At 68.1% G+C, this 16,260-nt stretch carries 22 protein-coding genes; 6 read left to right on the top strand and 16 right to left on the bottom strand.

Annotated features, from left to right (window positions below; all coding sequences use genetic code 11):
- Positions 1-57 precede the first annotated feature (57 nt).
- From QFZ75_RS39725 to QFZ75_RS39665, 13 genes are all read right to left on the bottom strand, one after another.
- The gene (locus QFZ75_RS39725) at positions 58-285 is read right to left on the bottom strand and encodes a hypothetical protein (protein WP_307545468.1); all 228 of its coding nucleotides are present in this window, start codon (positions 283-285) and stop codon (positions 58-60) included.
- An 81-nt stretch (positions 286-366) separates the two neighbouring features.
- Complete coding sequence (locus tag QFZ75_RS39720) at positions 367-1,164, bottom strand: hypothetical protein (RefSeq protein ID WP_307545466.1); 798 nt, start codon at positions 1,162-1,164, stop codon at positions 367-369.
- Positions 1,165-1,272: 108 nt separating this feature from the next.
- Positions 1,273-1,803: a hypothetical protein gene (locus QFZ75_RS39715; protein ID WP_307545464.1), complete on the bottom strand. Its 531-nt coding sequence runs from the start codon at positions 1,801-1,803 to the stop codon at positions 1,273-1,275.
- 113 nt (positions 1,804-1,916) lie between these two features.
- Positions 1,917-3,680: a hypothetical protein gene (locus QFZ75_RS39710; RefSeq protein ID WP_307545462.1), complete on the bottom strand. Its 1,764-nt coding sequence runs from the start codon at positions 3,678-3,680 to the stop codon at positions 1,917-1,919.
- A 114-nt stretch (positions 3,681-3,794) separates the two neighbouring features.
- The gene (locus QFZ75_RS39705; protein ID WP_307545461.1) at positions 3,795-4,970 is read right to left on the bottom strand and encodes a hypothetical protein; all 1,176 of its coding nucleotides are present in this window, start codon (positions 4,968-4,970) and stop codon (positions 3,795-3,797) included.
- 98 nt (positions 4,971-5,068) lie between these two features.
- Entirely contained in the window at positions 5,069-5,899 is an 831-nt protein-coding gene (locus QFZ75_RS39700) for a hypothetical protein (RefSeq protein ID WP_307545460.1), read from the bottom strand.
- A gap of 127 nt (positions 5,900-6,026) precedes the next feature.
- Complete coding sequence (locus QFZ75_RS39695; protein WP_307545458.1) at positions 6,027-6,602, bottom strand: DUF262 domain-containing protein; 576 nt, start codon at positions 6,600-6,602, stop codon at positions 6,027-6,029.
- Complete coding sequence (locus QFZ75_RS39690) at positions 6,599-7,051, bottom strand: hypothetical protein (RefSeq protein WP_307545456.1); 453 nt, start codon at positions 7,049-7,051, stop codon at positions 6,599-6,601. Before QFZ75_RS39690 ends, QFZ75_RS39695 begins: the two co-directional genes overlap by 4 nt.
- A complete protein-coding gene (locus QFZ75_RS39685) occupies positions 7,020-7,220 on the bottom strand; it encodes a hypothetical protein (RefSeq protein ID WP_307545454.1) in 201 nt (66 codons plus the stop codon). The genes QFZ75_RS39690 and QFZ75_RS39685 overlap by 32 nt, the downstream gene beginning before the upstream one ends.
- Positions 7,221-7,311: 91 nt before the next feature.
- Positions 7,312-7,779, bottom strand: a complete 468-nt coding sequence (locus QFZ75_RS39680; RefSeq protein ID WP_307545453.1) for a hypothetical protein — start codon at positions 7,777-7,779, stop codon at positions 7,312-7,314.
- 56 nt (positions 7,780-7,835) lie between these two features.
- Positions 7,836-8,123: a hypothetical protein gene (locus tag QFZ75_RS39675; RefSeq protein WP_307545450.1), complete on the bottom strand. Its 288-nt coding sequence runs from the start codon at positions 8,121-8,123 to the stop codon at positions 7,836-7,838.
- A gap of 11 nt (positions 8,124-8,134) precedes the next feature.
- On the bottom strand, positions 8,135-9,214 hold the full coding sequence (locus QFZ75_RS39670; protein ID WP_307545448.1) for a hypothetical protein: 1,080 nt from the start codon (positions 9,212-9,214) through the stop codon (positions 8,135-8,137).
- A 203-nt stretch (positions 9,215-9,417) separates the two neighbouring features.
- Positions 9,418-9,921, bottom strand: coding sequence for an ATP-binding protein (locus tag QFZ75_RS39665; RefSeq protein ID WP_307545446.1), 504 nt, complete (start codon positions 9,919-9,921; stop codon positions 9,418-9,420).
- A 206-nt stretch (positions 9,922-10,127) separates the two neighbouring features.
- Here QFZ75_RS39665 and QFZ75_RS39660 point away from each other — a divergent pair, with 206 nt between their 5' ends.
- Entirely contained in the window at positions 10,128-11,195 is a 1,068-nt protein-coding gene (locus QFZ75_RS39660; protein WP_307545444.1) for a helix-turn-helix transcriptional regulator, read from the top strand.
- Positions 11,192-11,407: a DUF397 domain-containing protein gene (locus QFZ75_RS39655; RefSeq protein ID WP_307545441.1), complete on the top strand. Its 216-nt coding sequence runs from the start codon at positions 11,192-11,194 to the stop codon at positions 11,405-11,407. Before QFZ75_RS39660 ends, QFZ75_RS39655 begins: the two co-directional genes overlap by 4 nt.
- A 108-nt stretch (positions 11,408-11,515) precedes the next feature.
- On the opposite strand, the gene QFZ75_RS39650 is transcribed toward QFZ75_RS39655, so the two are convergent.
- The 3 genes from QFZ75_RS39650 to QFZ75_RS39640 form a co-directional block, all read right to left on the bottom strand.
- Positions 11,516-11,974 carry a hypothetical protein gene (locus tag QFZ75_RS39650; protein ID WP_307545439.1) on the bottom strand — a complete coding sequence of 153 codons (459 nt, stop codon included), beginning with the start codon at positions 11,972-11,974 and terminating at the stop codon, positions 11,516-11,518.
- A 773-nt stretch (positions 11,975-12,747) separates the two neighbouring features.
- Positions 12,748-13,257: a hypothetical protein gene (locus QFZ75_RS39645; protein ID WP_307545437.1), complete on the bottom strand. Its 510-nt coding sequence runs from the start codon at positions 13,255-13,257 to the stop codon at positions 12,748-12,750.
- Between the two features lie 37 nt (positions 13,258-13,294).
- Positions 13,295-13,672: a hypothetical protein gene (locus QFZ75_RS39640; RefSeq protein WP_307545435.1), complete on the bottom strand. Its 378-nt coding sequence runs from the start codon at positions 13,670-13,672 to the stop codon at positions 13,295-13,297.
- Positions 13,673-14,020: 348 nt separating this feature from the next.
- Between QFZ75_RS39640 and QFZ75_RS39635 the strand changes: the two genes are divergently transcribed.
- The 4 genes from QFZ75_RS39635 to QFZ75_RS39620 are packed head-to-tail and all read left to right on the top strand — an operon-like array spanning position 14,021 to position 16,227.
- Positions 14,021-14,428, top strand: coding sequence for a hypothetical protein (locus QFZ75_RS39635; RefSeq protein WP_307545433.1), 408 nt, complete (start codon positions 14,021-14,023; stop codon positions 14,426-14,428).
- A 58-nt stretch (positions 14,429-14,486) separates the two neighbouring features.
- A complete protein-coding gene (locus QFZ75_RS39630) occupies positions 14,487-14,780 on the top strand; it encodes a hypothetical protein (RefSeq protein WP_307545431.1) in 294 nt (97 codons plus the stop codon).
- On the top strand, positions 14,777-15,196 hold the full coding sequence (locus QFZ75_RS39625) for a hypothetical protein (protein WP_307545429.1): 420 nt from the start codon (positions 14,777-14,779) through the stop codon (positions 15,194-15,196). Before QFZ75_RS39630 ends, QFZ75_RS39625 begins: the two co-directional genes overlap by 4 nt.
- Positions 15,193-16,227 (top strand): hypothetical protein, encoded by a 1,035-nt coding sequence (locus QFZ75_RS39620; protein ID WP_307545427.1) that lies wholly within the window; start codon positions 15,193-15,195, stop codon positions 16,225-16,227. Before QFZ75_RS39625 ends, QFZ75_RS39620 begins: the two co-directional genes overlap by 4 nt.
- Positions 16,228-16,260: the final 33 nt, after the last annotated feature.

Raw genomic sequence — 16,260 nt, 5'->3', positions numbered from 1 at the left:
TTCGAACCTGCCTCGGTCCAGTGCCCCGCCGGTGTCGGCGGGGCCGGGGCGGTTGTGCTACTCGTCCGGCGGGCTGAAAAACGTTCTCGCAGCCTGGATCTTCGCAAAGTCGCTATCTTCGAAGAGGTCCGCCAATGCGTGCTGCACCTCCTCCGAACTCATGTCCCGGTCCACGAGGAATCGGACCATGGCAATGATCGCGTCAATACCGCCGACGGTCTTTCCGTCTTCTGAACGGCAACTCGTAGTTTGTTCCGGCATTTGATTTCCCTTCATTGCCTTCACATTGTTCGGTCTTATTCAGAGCAGGGATCGAACCGGCCTGCGGCCGACCCCGCCGGTGTGAACGGGGCCGGGGCGGTGGTGCTACTCGCCGAGGAGGGAAGAGCGAACGTACTCCCAGTCGACCCGGGTGAACGCCTCGCGCGGGTCGGTGGCGTCGTCCTCGCGGGCAAGGCTGGAGCGGACGTTGGCGTGTCCGTGGGCGTCGGTCTGGGTGAGGCGCTTGCGCACGTCGACCGGCAGCGCGTACAGGTCGAACAGAACCTTTTCGACGTAGTCGCGCAGGGAGTCGGCGCTGACCCGGGAGTGGTTCACGGCGTCCTCGTAGACCTTGTGGTCGTTGTTGATCCACACGTCGATGGTGTGGGTCGGCCAGTTCGTGCCGTTGTAGCCGGTCTCGTCGTCCAGATCCTGGCTGCTGGACTCGACGGAGCGCGGCGCGGCGGACCCGGTACGGCGGTTGTGGCGGCGGAAGGCGGCGCGGCGCTCCTCGATCGGCCGGGCCTTGTCGCGGATGGCCTCCTTGTCGGCCTCGGCGGCGGCGCGGGCCTTACGGGCGATCACGGTCTTCTGCTTCTGGGCGTCGTACTGCCCGCGCTCGAACCAGGTCTGCGTGTCGGCGAAGCCGATGGCCAGGTCAGCGCGCACCTCGGCCCACTCGTCGGTCAGGATGCCGAACTCCTGCATCACGCCGAGGAAGAAGGCGAGGGCCTGGCGGTTCTCGCCCCGGGCGCTGTCGAAGATCCGCGTCTCGAAGTTGGCGGAGAAGGTGGTGCCGGTGCGGCCGGTGTTGCTGCCGCCGGTCAGGCTCTTGTACCCGCCTCCGGTGGCCTCCTCGATGTGGGCGGTGGCCTGGCGGATCTTGGCTGCGGTGACGCGCATTGCGGGCTCCTCGTGTGGCGGTTCTGCTTGGCGTGGGGCAAACCTAGCGCACTGATCAGTGCGCTGTCTAGCGGGCCGCCGGGCGGGGTCCGGCGGCCCGCCGGGGGTCTACTCCCCGAAGGCGGCGCGCATCGAGGCGCGGGCGGCGTCGCCCTCGGGGTCGGTGTCGGCGAGGAGGTAGTCCAGCGCCCTGCGGGCCTTGCTCAGTCCCTCAAGGGCATCGTTGACGCGCCAGTCGGCTACGTTGCGGTGTTCGCCCTCCCACGCCTTCAGCTCGTCCCGCGCGGCGGTGACCTTGCCCAGGATCGAGCGGGCGGTGCCCTCGGCCATGCGGCGGGTGCCGTCGTCGTGCTGGGCCATGCCCCGGGCGTACCCCCTGGCCTCCTCGCGGGGGGTCTCACTGAGCTTGCGGGCGATGCGCTCGGCCGCCTCGTCGGTCAGGTCGCCGTCCTCGTCGAAGTCGGCGTCAAGGGCCAGGTCCGTGACCTGCTCGCTGGTGGCGATGACGGTATGAGCGCCCCGGTAGTGCTGGTTCTGGGTGGAGATGACCCACGGCGTGCCCTCTTCGCCCTGCGGGACGAGGACGTTGTCCCCGTGGAGGTTGGCCAGTTCCTTGACGTGGTCGGCGGTGATGCGCATTCGGTGCTCCTCGTGTGGCGGTTCCTGCTTGGCGTGGTGCCAACCTAGCGCACTAATCAGTGCGCTGGCAACTCTGGTGTGAAGGTTGGCACCACGGAACGTGTTTACGCTGGTCAGAGGCTGTCGGGACCCTTGATCCTGCCAAGGTCGTCCAGCTCCAGCCGTCCGGAGTTCAGCCCCGTGGCGCCCTCCTCGCACTGCTCACGGCGCTCGGAGACGGACGCCCACAGGTCCGTGCGGGCGTCCCACACCCCGAAGTAGTACGGGCTGACCCTGCGAACCTCGAAGCGCGGCCGGGCGGACTCCCGGACCCCCAGGGCGAGCGAGATACGCAAGTTCTCCTCGGTCACCCGCAGGCGTGTTTCCCCGTAGTAGACCTGGGCGTAGTACCCCTCTTCTTGAGACTCCTTACGGCGGGACTCGACGGCGTCCGCATAGGCGACGTGGGTGATGATGCACGCCACGCCCCTGCGGGCCGTGTACTCGGGCTTGTTGGAGGTGACGACGACATCGAAGCGCCCTCGCGCCAGGAGGGCCAGGCGCACCCGGTGCCAGTCGGCGGCGTTCCGCTCCTCGGGCGAGAGGTGGTCGGCGACGCGGGCAACGGCGGAGGCCAGACGCGTCAGCTTAGGGTTCCGGGCAGTCTCGATGATCTCCTCTCGCCGGGAACTGTCCAGCACGCTGCGAACGATCTTGCTCTCGATGTCGGCGCCCTCGACGGCCGCCCGGGGTCCCTCGATGGGCCTGGTGCGGGCGGAGTTCCATTCGGTCTCGCGCGTCATGGGGTTGTCCTCTCCGATGCGGCGTGCGAACTCCTGGCCTGCCATGACCGCGTACTCGCACGTTCCGTCGTGGTGCTCTCGCGTCACGCCGACGACGACGGCCGTCGCCTTGCTGTGGGCCCACTCCTGGGCGGTGTGGCTCACGAGGGCGCCCGGTGCGAGCCGGGTGGGGGCGGACGGCTCCTCGATGCGCTGAGCCTGGGCGCTGGCGCCCGCGCGGTTGCGGACCTCCCAGCCCGGGGCGTCGCGGAACAGGCGCCGGTACTCCCGGGACTGGGGCCAGTACCCGGCGTTCGAGTCCTCGGGCTGCATTTTGCCGTCCACGAGGTGGTAGACGTACACGGATCCGGCGCCGCGCGGGACGACAAGGAAGCCGTTCGCGGTGCTGGTCTCGGGGTCGTAGTCGCCGGTCAGTTCGGCGGGGGTGTGCCCGGCGGCGGTGAACAGTTCGACGGCGGCGCGGGCGTCGGGGTCGGCACTGTGCTTGGGCTCCGTGCCGGACGAGGTGTCGTCGTGGGTGATCACGACGCCCTCGACGACGCGGCGGGCGGGCGTCTGGGGCTGCTCGGGGGGCAGGATGCGGAAGCTGTGGCCGTCGGCGGCAGTGAGGGTCTCGCCGTCCGTCATGGCCTTGACGCTGGCGGCGCGGCCGTCGGGGTTCTCTCGGCTCCAGCCGAGTCCGTGGTTGTCGAGCAGAACGGACGCGAAGTAGGCGGGGTGGTAGTTGCTCTGGTCGCTCGCGGCCTTCTCGGCCGTGGCGCCGTGGCTCACGGTGACCCACTGGCCGTGCTCGGGGGCACGGACCTGGGCGCGGTAGGCGGTCGCCGGGGCGTCGTGGCCCAGGGGACGGCGATGCTCGGCAGGCACGCGGGCGGTGAGACTCGTCTTCTTGATCTTGCGGAGGTGCTCCGTCCCGTCCTTCGGGCTCACCTGCGTGATCTTGAGGAAGTGCGCGGAGGCGTCCACGATCTTGGTGATCTGGGCGACGCTGCCCCCGTTGTACATGAGCTGGTCTCCGACGGTCAGTGCGCTGGCCGGGACGGCGGGCACGCGGCCGACTCCCTGCAAGTGGATCGAGCCGGTTCCGTTGTTCACGTGGTCCTCCTTGGCGGGCTGTTGTGCCCAACCTAGCGCACTGATCAGTGCGCTGTCTAGCGGATGGCGGAAAGCGGCCAGGGCCCGCCGGGCGGGCGGGCCCTGGAGGGCTGTTCAGGCGGGGTTGATCCGCTTGTCGAGGGCTACTCGGCTGATCCGGGGCGGGTCAATCGGCCGGATCTTCTCCCTTCTCGGGGGAACACCCTTGATCGGGCGGGAGATCGGGGCCAACTGCCGGGTGTCGGCGGTGAAGGTGAGCGTTTGGGTGCCGTCGTCGAGCTTGCCGAACTCGGTGATCTCGCCGAACTCCAAGAAGCCGTCCCGCGTGCGGAGGCTGACACGCTGGCCGACCCTGAATACGCGCCCCTTGCCGTCCCGCACGGCGGCGGGCGCCTGGGGCTCCTCGGACACGGTCTCGGGGATGTCGGCGGGCATCTGCCGAAAGCCCCCGTCCAGCCCGAGCACAAGGGCCTCGCTGTCACGCTCGGCCATGACGTAGCCGTGCTCGGTGCGCTCCTGGGGGCCTTCGGCCCACGCGACATACGAACCGACCGGGGAGGGCTCCTTCTGGGGCGCATCGGCCGCCCGTACCCGCTGGAGGAACTTGGCCTCCACGCTCTTGCGTTCCTCCTTGGCGGCACGCGCGGCGCGGAGCTTGCGCAGGCGGGCCGGGCGGTCGGGCGTGGAGCCTGTGATCTTGATGAAGTAGTGCTCGATGGCCTCGCCGGTCTCGAAGGTCCACCCCTCGGCCTCCAGAGCCTTCCGGACCGCGTCGAGGCGCTCTCCTTCAAGGACTGCGACGCGGGTGTGATCGGGCTGGTCGACGACGGAGACGACCATGAACATCTCGGAAGCTCTGGCAGCCCCTGCCGCAGCAAGCGCCTTCCGCACCGTGATGGCGGTGGGCACGCCCTTGGGCCGGACGGGGAGGGTCTCGCGGGCGTCGAGGTAGACAGTGGTGCCGTCGTGGATATGCACGCTGTATCGCGGCGAGAGAGCTTCGGCGTACTCCCGGGCGTGCTGCTCGGTGTCCGGGTGTACCGGCACTCCTGCCACGCTCGTGTGGCCGAGGTCCGCCATTCTCCTGAAAAACTCTTTGTCCCCCTCGCTCCAGGTGACGGACACCTTCCCCATGTGGTGGGCGCGCACTTTCGCCCCCGCCGCGCCTCCCTGTGACAGCGACTCGGCGTAACGGGCGTGCTGGAAACCGGCGGACTTGAGGAACTTGATCACGGCGGTGACCGACGGCGGCTTGCCAGCGGCGGGGCGGGGTGACTTCTCGGCGTTCACGTGTTCCTCCTCGGCGGGCTATAGCGCCAACCTAGCGCACTAGTCAGTGCGCTGTCTAGCGGGCGAGCCCGCCCCCGGTGAGGGGGCGGGCTCGTGGGTCAGCTGTCGGTTTTTGCCGAAGCGGGCTCCGGCCGGTCGTGCTTGCGCAGATTCCATGCGGAGCTGACACTGACGCCCGTTTTTCCGCACTCGGGGCACGTGGCGAACTTCGACATGCGGCGCGCCATGGAGGAATCGAGTTTGACGAACTGGCGTGAGCCGGGGCACTCCGTGTCAGCGGGGGCCTTGCCCACGGTCCACTCAACGGGGGCCGACGGGAAGCAGACCGAGCACAGGATGGTGCCGTGCGCCTTGACTGCGTCGGCCTCGGTCAGACCGGACAGGTCGGGAAGCCAGCCGATGTCCGTGTTCCAGTGCAGCGTGTGGCAGCCGACGGGGCTGGTGGTCTTGTGGATGTGCCCGTTCGTGTTATTTACCAGGAAGAAGCGCGACCAGCCGCCCCGGAGGTCCCACTCCTCGGTGAGCTTGGGGCGTACCTTCCGGTTCAGCTCCTGGACCTTGTCGCCGATGGCGTCGATCTTGCCGAGGACTTCACCGATCCTCGCGGTGTACTTCTCGGCGGTCAGCATGAAGTCGTACCGCTTCAGGTGCGAGGGGGGTTCGGCGGGCGGGGCGGCGAGGATCGCGCGGGCCTTCTCCTCCAGCTCGTCCCGGCGAAGGAGATAGGCCTGACGGCGGCCGACCTTCTCCTTCTGCTCGCCGACGGCCGAATAGAGCCGTTCCCACTCGCGGTCACGCTCGCCATCGAGGCGCTCGTACTCTCCGGACAGGCAGGCGTTCAGCCGATCGATCTGCGGGGGAGTCATTTTCGTGAGCTGCTGCGGGGTGACCCTGCGGACGTCGTCCATCGTGGTCCTGTCGGTCGTCATTCGCTCCTCCTCGGCGGGCTATGACGCCAACCTAGCGCACTGATCAGTGCGTTGCAAGCGGGTGAGGAAACGCCAGTGGCGCCCGGCCTCACCGGCCGGGCGCCACCGTACGCGCAGGGGCTGACATTCAGCGGTCGTCGTCGGCCTCACCCTGGGGCACGCCGCCGAAGTTGATCAGGTCGAACAGTTCCGCCTCCGCCTCGACCGAGGCCAAGCGGGCCTCGTTGAAGGCGATCGCAGGCATGTCGACGTCGGTCCGCCCCCGCATGGCGAGCATGGAGTACCGCACCCATGCGCCGTCGGCGTTCTCCTCGTACACGGCCGACAGCGCCTCCTCTGGGAACCAGGAGCGCGGCACGGGGAACTCGTCGTCCCTGAACATCACGAGGGTCTGCCACCGCTGCTTGCCGTCGATGACGGCGAACGGCGGTGACACGTTCGGGACGTGACCGGGCGCCCGGAACTCCGAGTGATCGCGCCGGTTGACGGTGATGGCGCCGACCGGCAGGCCCATGAGGAGGGAGCGGATCAGCTGCTGACGGCGACGGATCCCCCACACCGGCTGACGCTGGTACGGCGGGTCGAAGTCGACCATGCCCTGATGAGCCCAGCCGACCAGCGAGCCGACGTTCATGTTCAGCCCGTTCAGATGCAGCTCACGCAGCGGCTCGGTCGTCTGCAACGAACCCTCTTCGATACTCACTTGCCCTGCTCCTTCTCCAACTCGGTGTAGAACTCGGCCTTCAGGGCCTCGTACTCGTCGCGGTGACGCTCGACGAGAAAGCCTCTCGCGTACTGGTTGGCCTGCTCCTCCAGGGCTGCCGTCTTGGCGTCGGCGCGGGCCTTCTCCCACTCGGCCAGGACGTCCGCACGGGTGTAGTAGGTCACGTTCGGCCGCACGTCGTACATGGACGGGGCCAGACCCCTCCAGCCGCCCCCATGGCGGGAGGTGAGGGATCCGTCGGCGACCAGTGCATTCAGGAGCTTCCGAAAGGGGTAGTCGGCCACCGTTCCCCCCTGCACGTCCTCGACGGCACGCCGGATCTCGGGCGCCGACAGCGGACGGCGACGCATCTTGTAGTGCGCCCGTCCGCTGTCGGCGAAGACCTCCAACACGTCCTCACGGGTGGCTCGGTGGTGCGCCTGGGGCATGGCTGTCCTTCCAGGTGGTAACGGCGTCGGCGGGCGCCCCGGTGCGTCCGGAGCGGTTCGTACGGACGGCCATGGAGGCCAGCGCGGCCCGGCCGGTCGGCGGGGGCTCGGGCAGCGCTCCGGCCGCCCAGACGAGCCCTGCCGCACGGTTGCGGTGAAAGCCTGCCATCTGGTGGGCCTCGCGGTCACATGCGACGCCAGGGCGCTCCTCGTGGGGCGCCCCGCAGACCTCGGCGCTCACGTGATCTCGCGGTAGAGGGTCATCGTCCGCCGTCCTCGGCGAGGAGCTGGGTGATGACGGCCTGGTAGTGCTTGCTGTACTCGTCCTGGTGGGCAGCGACGACAGCGGCCACGGCGCGCTCGTGGGCGCGGGCGTTGCGCCGCTCGGCGTCCTCCGCGCGGCCCTTGTCGTCCCAGGCGGCGGCGGTCGCGGGCAGCGCGTAGTAGACGGTGCTCAGTCGGCGCTTGGTGTTCCCGGCGCGCTTGGGGCGCGGGCCCCGCCAGTCGCGGCCGGGGCGGCCGACGAGGGCGCCGCTGTTGGCCATCTCGCTGACGACGGCGTTGATGCCGTAGGGGCTGACGAGCTTCCGCGCGGCCTCGACGCTGCCGGGGGAGTCGAAGTGCAGGACGGCGACCCCGTAGGTGATGTCACCGGTGGTGAAGGGGCGGTCCTGGCCGGAGAGCGCGGAGAGTATGTCTTCCTGGGTGGGGTAGTGCTTGGGGCCCATGGCGGGGGTGCTCCTCGTGGTGGTTCCTGGCGGGCATTGCCAACCTAGCGCACTGATCAGTGCGTTGGCAAGTGCAGGGGGATGAGGTGCCGGTTCGCGACCTCGACGGCGTCCTCGACGCCGACGGCGCACCACTCGCGCACCAGGTCGCCGCCGGTGACGTACCAGCCGGTCTCCTCGATGCCCTCGAAGTGGTTGCGGCCCAGGCGGCGCAGGTGGTAGCGCAGGGGCTCGCCCTCCGGGTCGCCGAGGTTGTCGCTCTCGTACAGGCCGGGCTGGACGTAGGCGAAGTGGATGGGCGAGGAGGGGCCGCCGAGGAGGCGGCGGCCCCTCTCGTACTTCACCCGGACATCGTTCACCCGTGGGCCCTGGCGGCGAGATCCGTTGCCGGGGCGTAGGCGTGGCGGCCGGGGCGGCGGCGGCGCAGGATGAGGTACGACTTCGTCAGGCCAATGACGGCGCGCTGCTCGCGGCCGTCGGTGGTCGTGGAGTGGACGTGCATCGTCGCCCGCAGCGGCTGGCCGAAGACGTCTTCGATGTACGCCACGGCGCTGAAGGGGCGGTTCCAGGCGGTGATGGCGGTGTCCCCGGGCTGCAGCTCCAGCGCGGTGGCCAACTCGTCCTCGCGCGGCTCGGTGGGGTACAGGCTGCGGGTGCGCCCCGAGTCGTGGTGCTCGGCGGTGGCGCCCTCGGAGCGGTCCCACATGAAGTGGCGCATGGGGTGGATCGACTTCTTCAGCAGCGCCACGGTGATGGTGGTGGCCGAGGAGCGGCGGCGGACGTCGGTGATCTGGAGCCTGCCTCCGCCGGGGAGACGGATCACATCGCCGACGATCAGCTCGGTCACGGTGCGGGCGGGCAGCGGGCGGCCGTCCACGTAGAGGAAGGGGCGGTGGTCGGCGGGGAGGTAGCTGTACCAGCTCATCGGGTCGGGCTCGCGGAGGTTGCCGACGATGTGCTGGATGCCCATCGGGTAGGTCTTCACGGTCGTGCGGGGCTTGCCGTTCTCGACGGAGTCGATGACCTGCTGCCACAGGCCGGAGCTGTTGAACTCGTAGAACCTGCCTTCGCCGAGGCGTCCCACCGTGTGGAAGTGCTGGAAGACCCGGTCTCCGACCTTCGGCGCCCTGGGGACCTCGCAGCGCGGCACGGTCGGCACGCGGGGGACCTCGCGGGCCAGGAGCTGGGCGCGGTAGATGGTGACGTGGTCGTCGGCCTCGTGGTGACGTACGGCGTTGTGGCCGCCGTGCAGGTGCCGCAGGGTGATGGCGGAGCGGGCGGAGCCGACCGGCATGGCGGCGGTGACGACGTGGTGGTCCCACGATCCTCCGGCGAGGACGCAGCCGGGGGTGAGCATGGCGGGCGGGATGGTGACGGTCTCGGCGTGGACGGAGCGCAGTTCGTAGAGAAGCTGCTCAAGGTCGACGGGGTCCATGAGGGACTCCTGACGTGGTGGCGGGAGGCTGGCGGGTGTCTCCTGCTGGCGTCCGCTGGATTGGCGGGGTGGACGCGTGGCGGGTACAAGCTATCCGAACGGGCCGCCGCCGGGGAGCCCTTGTGCAGCCCCTGACGACGACGAGCCCACCGTAGCGCACTCATCAGTGCGCTGACAATGGGCTCGTCGGTCCTCGGCTGTGCTCAGCGAGAGACAGGGGCGCCTCCTCCGCAGGGGGCCGGGGCGGCGCTGACGTCGGCCTCGGTCAGGTCCAGTTCGGCCCAGACGATTTTTCCGTTGGCGTCCGGCGTGACGCCGCAGTGGGCCGAGAGCATGACGATGATGCCGAGCCCCCGGCCGCCGTCGGCGTCGCCGTCCACGATGCCGCCCTTGGGGGGCATGACGGGGATGCGGTCCGAGACGGGGTCGTAGACCTCGATCCGGACCCGGCGCTGATACATGCCGACGACGGAGACGCTGACGAGATACCTGCAGCCCAGATGGCTGACAACGTTGGTCACCATCTCGGACAGGACCAGCAGCGCCATATCAGCGATGGCCGGGTCGAGTCCGCTGTTCTTGGACACTCGGGCAAAATGCCCCCGCGCGAGGGGGACACTCTCCGGGACCCCGACATAAGCCTGCCGGTAGGACAGATATCGTAGGTCTCCCAGTGGCGGTGGGGACTGGTGGTGCGGGGAGTGCATGGGCATAACTCCCAGTGCATGAGTGGCGAGTTGGGCCCCGCTGACGCCGATGGACCTGGAGTAAGCAGGTGCGTACCTACCGTTCCGGAAGATCGCGTATTCTGCAAGTCCCCATAGGTGGGAATTCCCATCTGGTTACGCTAGCGCGAGACCGGGTCGGAGGTGGACACTGGCGGCGTCACCACGGTCGAGGACGAGGGAGCGTCATGGCGTACGGAACCAGGCCCACCATCAGGAGCAGCCTGTTGGGCCGCAAGCTCAAGCGGGCGCGCGAGGCGGCAGGGTTCACGTCGGCGAGCGATGTGGCGGCGAAGCTGGGAAGGGCGGCGTCGACCGTCTACCGCAACGAGAGCGGCCACACGCCGCCCCGGGGCAACGCCCTGCGGGGGTATATCAAGCTCTATGAACCGGACTTCACCGCCAGACGGCAGGAGTTCATCCGGCAGAAAGTGGCCCGGTTCGACGGCGGCCTCGGCGGCCTTGACGAGCAGCACGCCTCGGACGACCAGCGCACAGCCATCCAGACGGTCCGGCAGACCATCGAGGAACAGGCTGCGGCGCAGGCCGACGAGTGGGTCCGGCAGCAGAAAGAGGAGTGGGAGCGGGAGGTCGCCCGCTGGAAGCTGCTTTCGGTGGAGAGCAGCGAGGGCAGCGCCTGGGCGGAATCGGGGAAGATCGTGGGGCCCAGCCATCAGGACTTCGCCGAAGCGGAAGCGATGGCCGACGATATCCGCACGTGGTCGGCGCAGGTCGTTCCCGGCCTGCTGCAGACTACCGAGTACTCTCAATGCGCCATCAAACCGGCCGCCGAGGTGGATCCCAACTACCCTTTGAGCGACGCGCTCAGGCACCGCGAGCAGCGCAAAGGGCTCCTCGCCCGTCCCCGGAGGCCGCGTATCCACGCCGTGATGGACGAGGGGGCCCTGAGACGGATAGTGGGCGGCCCCCGGGTGATGGAGAATCAGCTGGTCCACCTGGTGAACCTGGCCCTGACCGACGAGGTCAGGATTCAGGTCCTCCCCTTCGAGGTGGGCGCCCACAACGGCATGGGAGGATCGTTCGACCTGTTCTCGTTCGGTTCCGACATGATGGCGTTTCGGGAGGGCCACGGTGATGGAACATTCATCGATGACCCAGCACAAATCGAGCTGTACCAAGTCCGGTTCAGACTTTTGCAAGACCGGGCTTGGTCACCAGAGAAGACTCTCGGATACTTGCATGATGCGCTCGCGAACGGCGTGAGCGCCCGCACAGTGGAGGAAGAAGCACCTTGACCACCTACACCAACTGGCACAAGTCGACCTACAGCGGCGACGGTGAGAACTGCGTCGAGCAGGGTATCGACACGACGGCCGAGGCGGTCGGCGTCCGCGACACCAAGCAGCACGGCGCGGGCCCGGTCCTCACGTTCTCCGGCAGCAACTGGGGCGCGTTCCTCGGCAGCATCAAGAGCAGTGACGACCTCACGGGCGGCCTGACCGCCTGACGCACCACCGCGCACCAGAAGGACCCCGACATCCAAGCTGTCGGGGTCCTTCGCCGTACCAAGAGTCGACCAAGTCGCCCCGTTCCTCAAGAGCGACTCGGCGGGCTTCTACATCTCCCCCTGACCCATCAGATGCCAGGTGTTGCAGCCGTCGGCGTGGAAGAAGTCCCCGTCGTCGAGGTGGACGTAGGTGGTCCCCCGCGAGCGACTCACGGCCTTGACCGAGCCCGGCTCCCCGGTGGCGTCCGTGGCCCGCGTCCAGAGGCAACGATCGCTATTCCCCAGCGACCGGTACAACCCCGGTTCCGCGTCCTTGCCGATCCAGGACCACCCTTCCCCTGGGATGGTGGCTCCGGCCGTGGCGCCCTGAAGGGTGTCGGCCACGGAGGGCAGCCGTGCCGGGGGGATGGAGTCCGAGGCGATGGAGAAACCTCCGAACAGTCCGACGACGAGTGTTGCGACAGCAATGGCGTAGCCGCGCGGCGGGATGCGCGGCCGTGGTCCCCCGTCCGGATCCGGCGGGCCCGTGGCGGGCGCCGGGCCTGCGGGAGCTTGCTCCCCACTCATAACCTGCCTCTCCTGTGCCGACGCACGACAAGGCAGCACCGGCTGCGGTTGCGTGAATGTTCGATGCGCCCTGTGGCGGGTTCCAGGCGCGTGCCGTACGTCGACCGTGAAGGTTGGAATCAGCGTTCGAAACAAATCTACCCCATAGTTAGGGTAGATGTAAAGAAAGTGCAGGTCATGCACCGCTTCTCACTCCCTGCTGACGCTCCAGGTCCCCATGGCGGTTCCCGTTCACCTTATCGAACTGATATTCGAGCAGGAGAGGGTGCGGCGCCGCCTATTAGACGTTGCGTTAAGGAGTGAGAACACTACTCTCTGCGGTCGGTGCGGTCACCATGTTGTGAAGGCTCCTTCACCGCCCGTGCAGCAAACGGTCACCAGGCAGTCGCAGTCCCCCGCCGAAAAGCCGCCGGGAGGCGCACCGCACTGGTACGGTGAAGGCTCATCAGCCCAGCAGGGTTGTACGCGAAGAGCCCCCAGGCCACCAAGGTGGGGGCTCTTCGCGTTGCCCGCCGGACAGCATGGCGAGAGGCCCGTACGGCACCCTGCACCAACAGGGACTGCAGCCGTACAGGCCTCTCGCTTTCAACTGTCGGTTGGAGCAAGCCGCCACCCGAAACCAGGAGAAGGTGGGGCCCTTCGAGGCTACCGCACCACGGAGCATGAAGGGGCCCGTACGGCCCCCGCGCCAACGGGACTGCAGCCGTACGAGCCTCTCGGTTTCACCGCACCCTCGACGCTGGCGCCCGCAGGCCGCCGAGGGCGACTTCAGGCTACGCGACCGGCGGGGACTCCAGGCCCCGCTCCATGAGGCGGCGCATGGCCTCGTTGCGCGAGATGCCCTCGCCCTTCGCGTAGTCGTCCACCCGCTCCAGGAGCGCCTGAGGCACGGGGAAGCCGGGGATCTTCGGGCCGATCGCCGGACGGCCGCCGAGGTTCGGACCGCTCTCCTCGTCCATCGGGCCGAAGTGCTCTTCGACGGCAGCGTCCTCGTCGTTGAGGATCAGCCACCGCTTGGCTGTGTCCTCGTCCACGAACTCGTACGTGGGGATGTCGTTCTGCCAGTCGGTCCAGCAGCTCAGGACCCACCGGCCGCGCTTGGTGCGGTAGAGGGTCTGGTGTGCGTCCGTGGAGAGGGTGTTGACGGACCGCTTGTCGAAGCCGTTGATGTACGCGGCCTGTTCGAGGTATCGGGTCGCGGCCTCCAGGACGAACCAGCCCTGCAGGCTGCCGCTCCCGGGGTCGATGACGTTGATCCTGGTGCGCTCGGCGGTCTCGCTCATGGTGATCTCCTTGGCTGACGTCTTCGGGAGCTGAGGGTCAGAGGTCGGCAGTCTCGGCGCCGAGCCGCTCTTCGTTCTTGCACTTGCCGACGGCCGCCGTGGCGAGGGCGTCCATCTCGCGGGAGAGGTCGCTCCAGACCCTGGAGCGGGCGTCCAGCTCCATCACGTCCCGGCTGAAGTCGTCGGGGTCCAGTGCCAGGATCTGCGACTCCAGGGCGGCGCCCTCCTGCTCGCAGAGTTCGGCGAGATGGCGGGCGACGGTCATGATGCCGCGCCAGGTGGAGTCTGCAGCCTGCGCGGCGTCACGCCGCGTGTCATCGGAGAGAGTGCGGTTGCTGGCGGTCTCCGCGTGCTCCTGCGCGCTCTGGGTGAAGGACTTGAGGATCTCGATGCTGGCCTGCGTCGGCGCGTCCATGATGGCCCCTCGATCGGTTTAAGGTACCTGAAACCTAGCGCAAGGTTTTCGGTATCGTCAACCTAGGGTGGTGCGTTGAGCAGCGAGACGCCGACACCTTCGGTAACCTCCGTTACAGTGACTTTCAAAAATCCCGCCAAGACCCCCGGAGGCCGCCTGATGGCCCGACGCCGCAAAGGCACCCGCAACAAGGGCCCTATCCCGGTCGACACGTCCTCCTTCACCAGTGACATGACGTTCTGGGCATCCGACGCCTACACCGACTCCCGGGCGCACGGAAGGGAGCGTTTTGCCTGGTCAAGTGTCGCTGTCGTGCCGACACTTCCCGCCGGGGAGGAGGACGGTCTCGTGCGACGACTGCAGTTCGAGGTCGAGCACTGGAGTTCGCCCCAGGTCGAGCTGCTCGGGTGCCTGACCGCTCATGTCCTGGCCAGATCCAACGACGAACTCCGACCCGTGATCTTCAACGACTTCCAGGCCGTGGAACACCTTCTGGACTCCGTGCTCGGCCTGCGCCCGTTCAAGCGTGCCGACAGATTCACTCCCCTCCCGCAGCTCTTCGACCTCATCGAGGCCATGGGCGACGAGGTCGACTACGTCCACGTGCACTGGCTGCCCCGATGCTCTACCCCGGCCCTGAAGCTGGTGGACAGTCTCGTCGATCGACGCCTGCGGGACGAGAGGGAGGCCCCCGAGGTCTGGAGCGAGCTGACCTTCGACGACCTTCTGATCAAAGCGAAAGGAATCTCGGCATGACCACCACCGAGAGCAAGACCCGACTGCGCAAGCTGGAGCGCACGGCGGGGGTGACCTCGTGACCGTCAGCACCAAGCCGTACCGCCTCAAGAAGGTCGAGACCCGGAACAAGTCGGGCTGCCAGGCCACCTACGCCGTCTTGGTCGGCGACAAGGTCGAAGGGTACGTCGACAAGTACGTGCACCAGGAGATCACGCGTGGGGGCGGCCAGCGCAGCGGGCGCAGCACACGGACGGCCATGTACACCACTTGGGGTTACCGGCGGCCTGGCACGCTGGAGGTGCCCCCGGGCTGCAGCCGCCGCAGCGACGCCGTCGACCGACTCGTCACATCGCTGGGGAGGACCTCGTGACCGCCGCCGCGCAGCCGCCCTTCGAGGTGAAGCGCTGGCAGACGTACGTGCCGTGCAGCACGCTGAACTGGCAGCGCAGCAAGCCGTTCGTCGTCGAGCGCGTGGTCGGCGACAAGGCCGAGGTCTGGGACCCGACCGGCGGGCAGCGGATGGGCGGGCACCGGTGGGTGGCCCTGCGCAACCTGCACGCGACCAGCAAGACCCAGCACGGAAAGGACCGCTTGACGGGCTGGTACCTGCGCTGCCAGCCGCCCGCCGACCCTGCCCGGCAGGAGCTGTGCGGCTCCTGCTTCACCTGGGCCGACCGCGACCAGCTCGCCGTGTCGGCCTGGGGGTTCGGGCACAGCACGTGCAGGCCCTGCATGACCGAGATCGAAGAGCTGTACCCCGATCCGATGAAGGAAGCCTCGAAGTGACCGACCATCACCACGACGACGACAAGCCCGAGATGGGTTCCCTCGGGCACCTCAGCGGCAGATTTCTTGCGCCGACCGCCGTCCTGGCATCTGCGCTCAGCGCCTCTCATGACCTGGGGCTCGCGTTCTCCCTTGGCGCCGTGGTCTTCTGGCTGCTGTTCGTCTTCTACATGGGTATGGCCGCCATGCACGACTGGAAGGCCTGCTCCCGCTGCCTCCAGCCGCCGCCCAGGGAGGCCACTCCCAGCGCACGGGCCAAAATGGCTCTTGCGCACCACACCAAGTGGAAGAAGCGGCTGGTCAAGGTAGCCCTCGTTCTCGTAATGCTGCACGCCATCTTCCCTAAGCCGTACATGGGCCCATGGTGGACCCGGGCTCTCGCGGGGATGATCTATTGCGTGGTTGCTCTGAGGGTCTCCCGGGACGTCATCCTCTTGGAAACGCACAGGCGCTACCACGAGGAATGCCACAAGGAGTGGTGCCGGGCCGGACGCAAACGCAGTCCCGCCAGGGAAAAAGCCCAGCTGCGGCAGATGCGAGACGCTCACTACGGAGTCTGGTGGGTCGCAGTCCTCGCTCCGGCGACCTGCGCACTGGGACTGTTCGCGAGCAGTCACCCCGACATTCTGTTGCAGATCACATATGGAATGTGCCTGATGGCCCTGGCGTTTTCCGTCTTCGACATCGCAGGGCACGCGGACGGGCCGTGCCTGCACTGCGTCAAGAACCTGCCGGACCGGCCCGAAGAGGCGGCCGAGCGCCGCATGCCCTGGCTGCGGACCTTCCACGTCTTGCGCTACTGGCTCCTCTGGGGCGCATTCGCGAGCTGGGGCATCTCCTTGGCGCTGGCCGGAACGGTCCCGGCGAAGATCCTGGTGTGCGTTACTGCGGTGTCCGTGCTGATCTGGTCTGTTCTGGAACGCGTACACAGCCCGGTCAAGCCCTGGTGCCCCTGGTGCCGGGACGACGGCGGCGAGGAAGCCGACTTCGAAGTGCCCGACCCCTCCACCAGCGCCCCCGCGCCTGCCTGAGCGGAGGGCACGTGACCATCAAGCTGCGCCTGT

The sequence above is a fragment of the Streptomyces sp. V3I8 genome, assembly GCF_030817535.1.
Classification (GTDB): Bacteria; Actinomycetota; Actinomycetes; order Streptomycetales; family Streptomycetaceae; genus Streptomyces.
The sequence above is the reverse complement of the archived record's forward strand: the minus strand, read 5'-3'. Positions and strand labels throughout refer to the sequence as shown.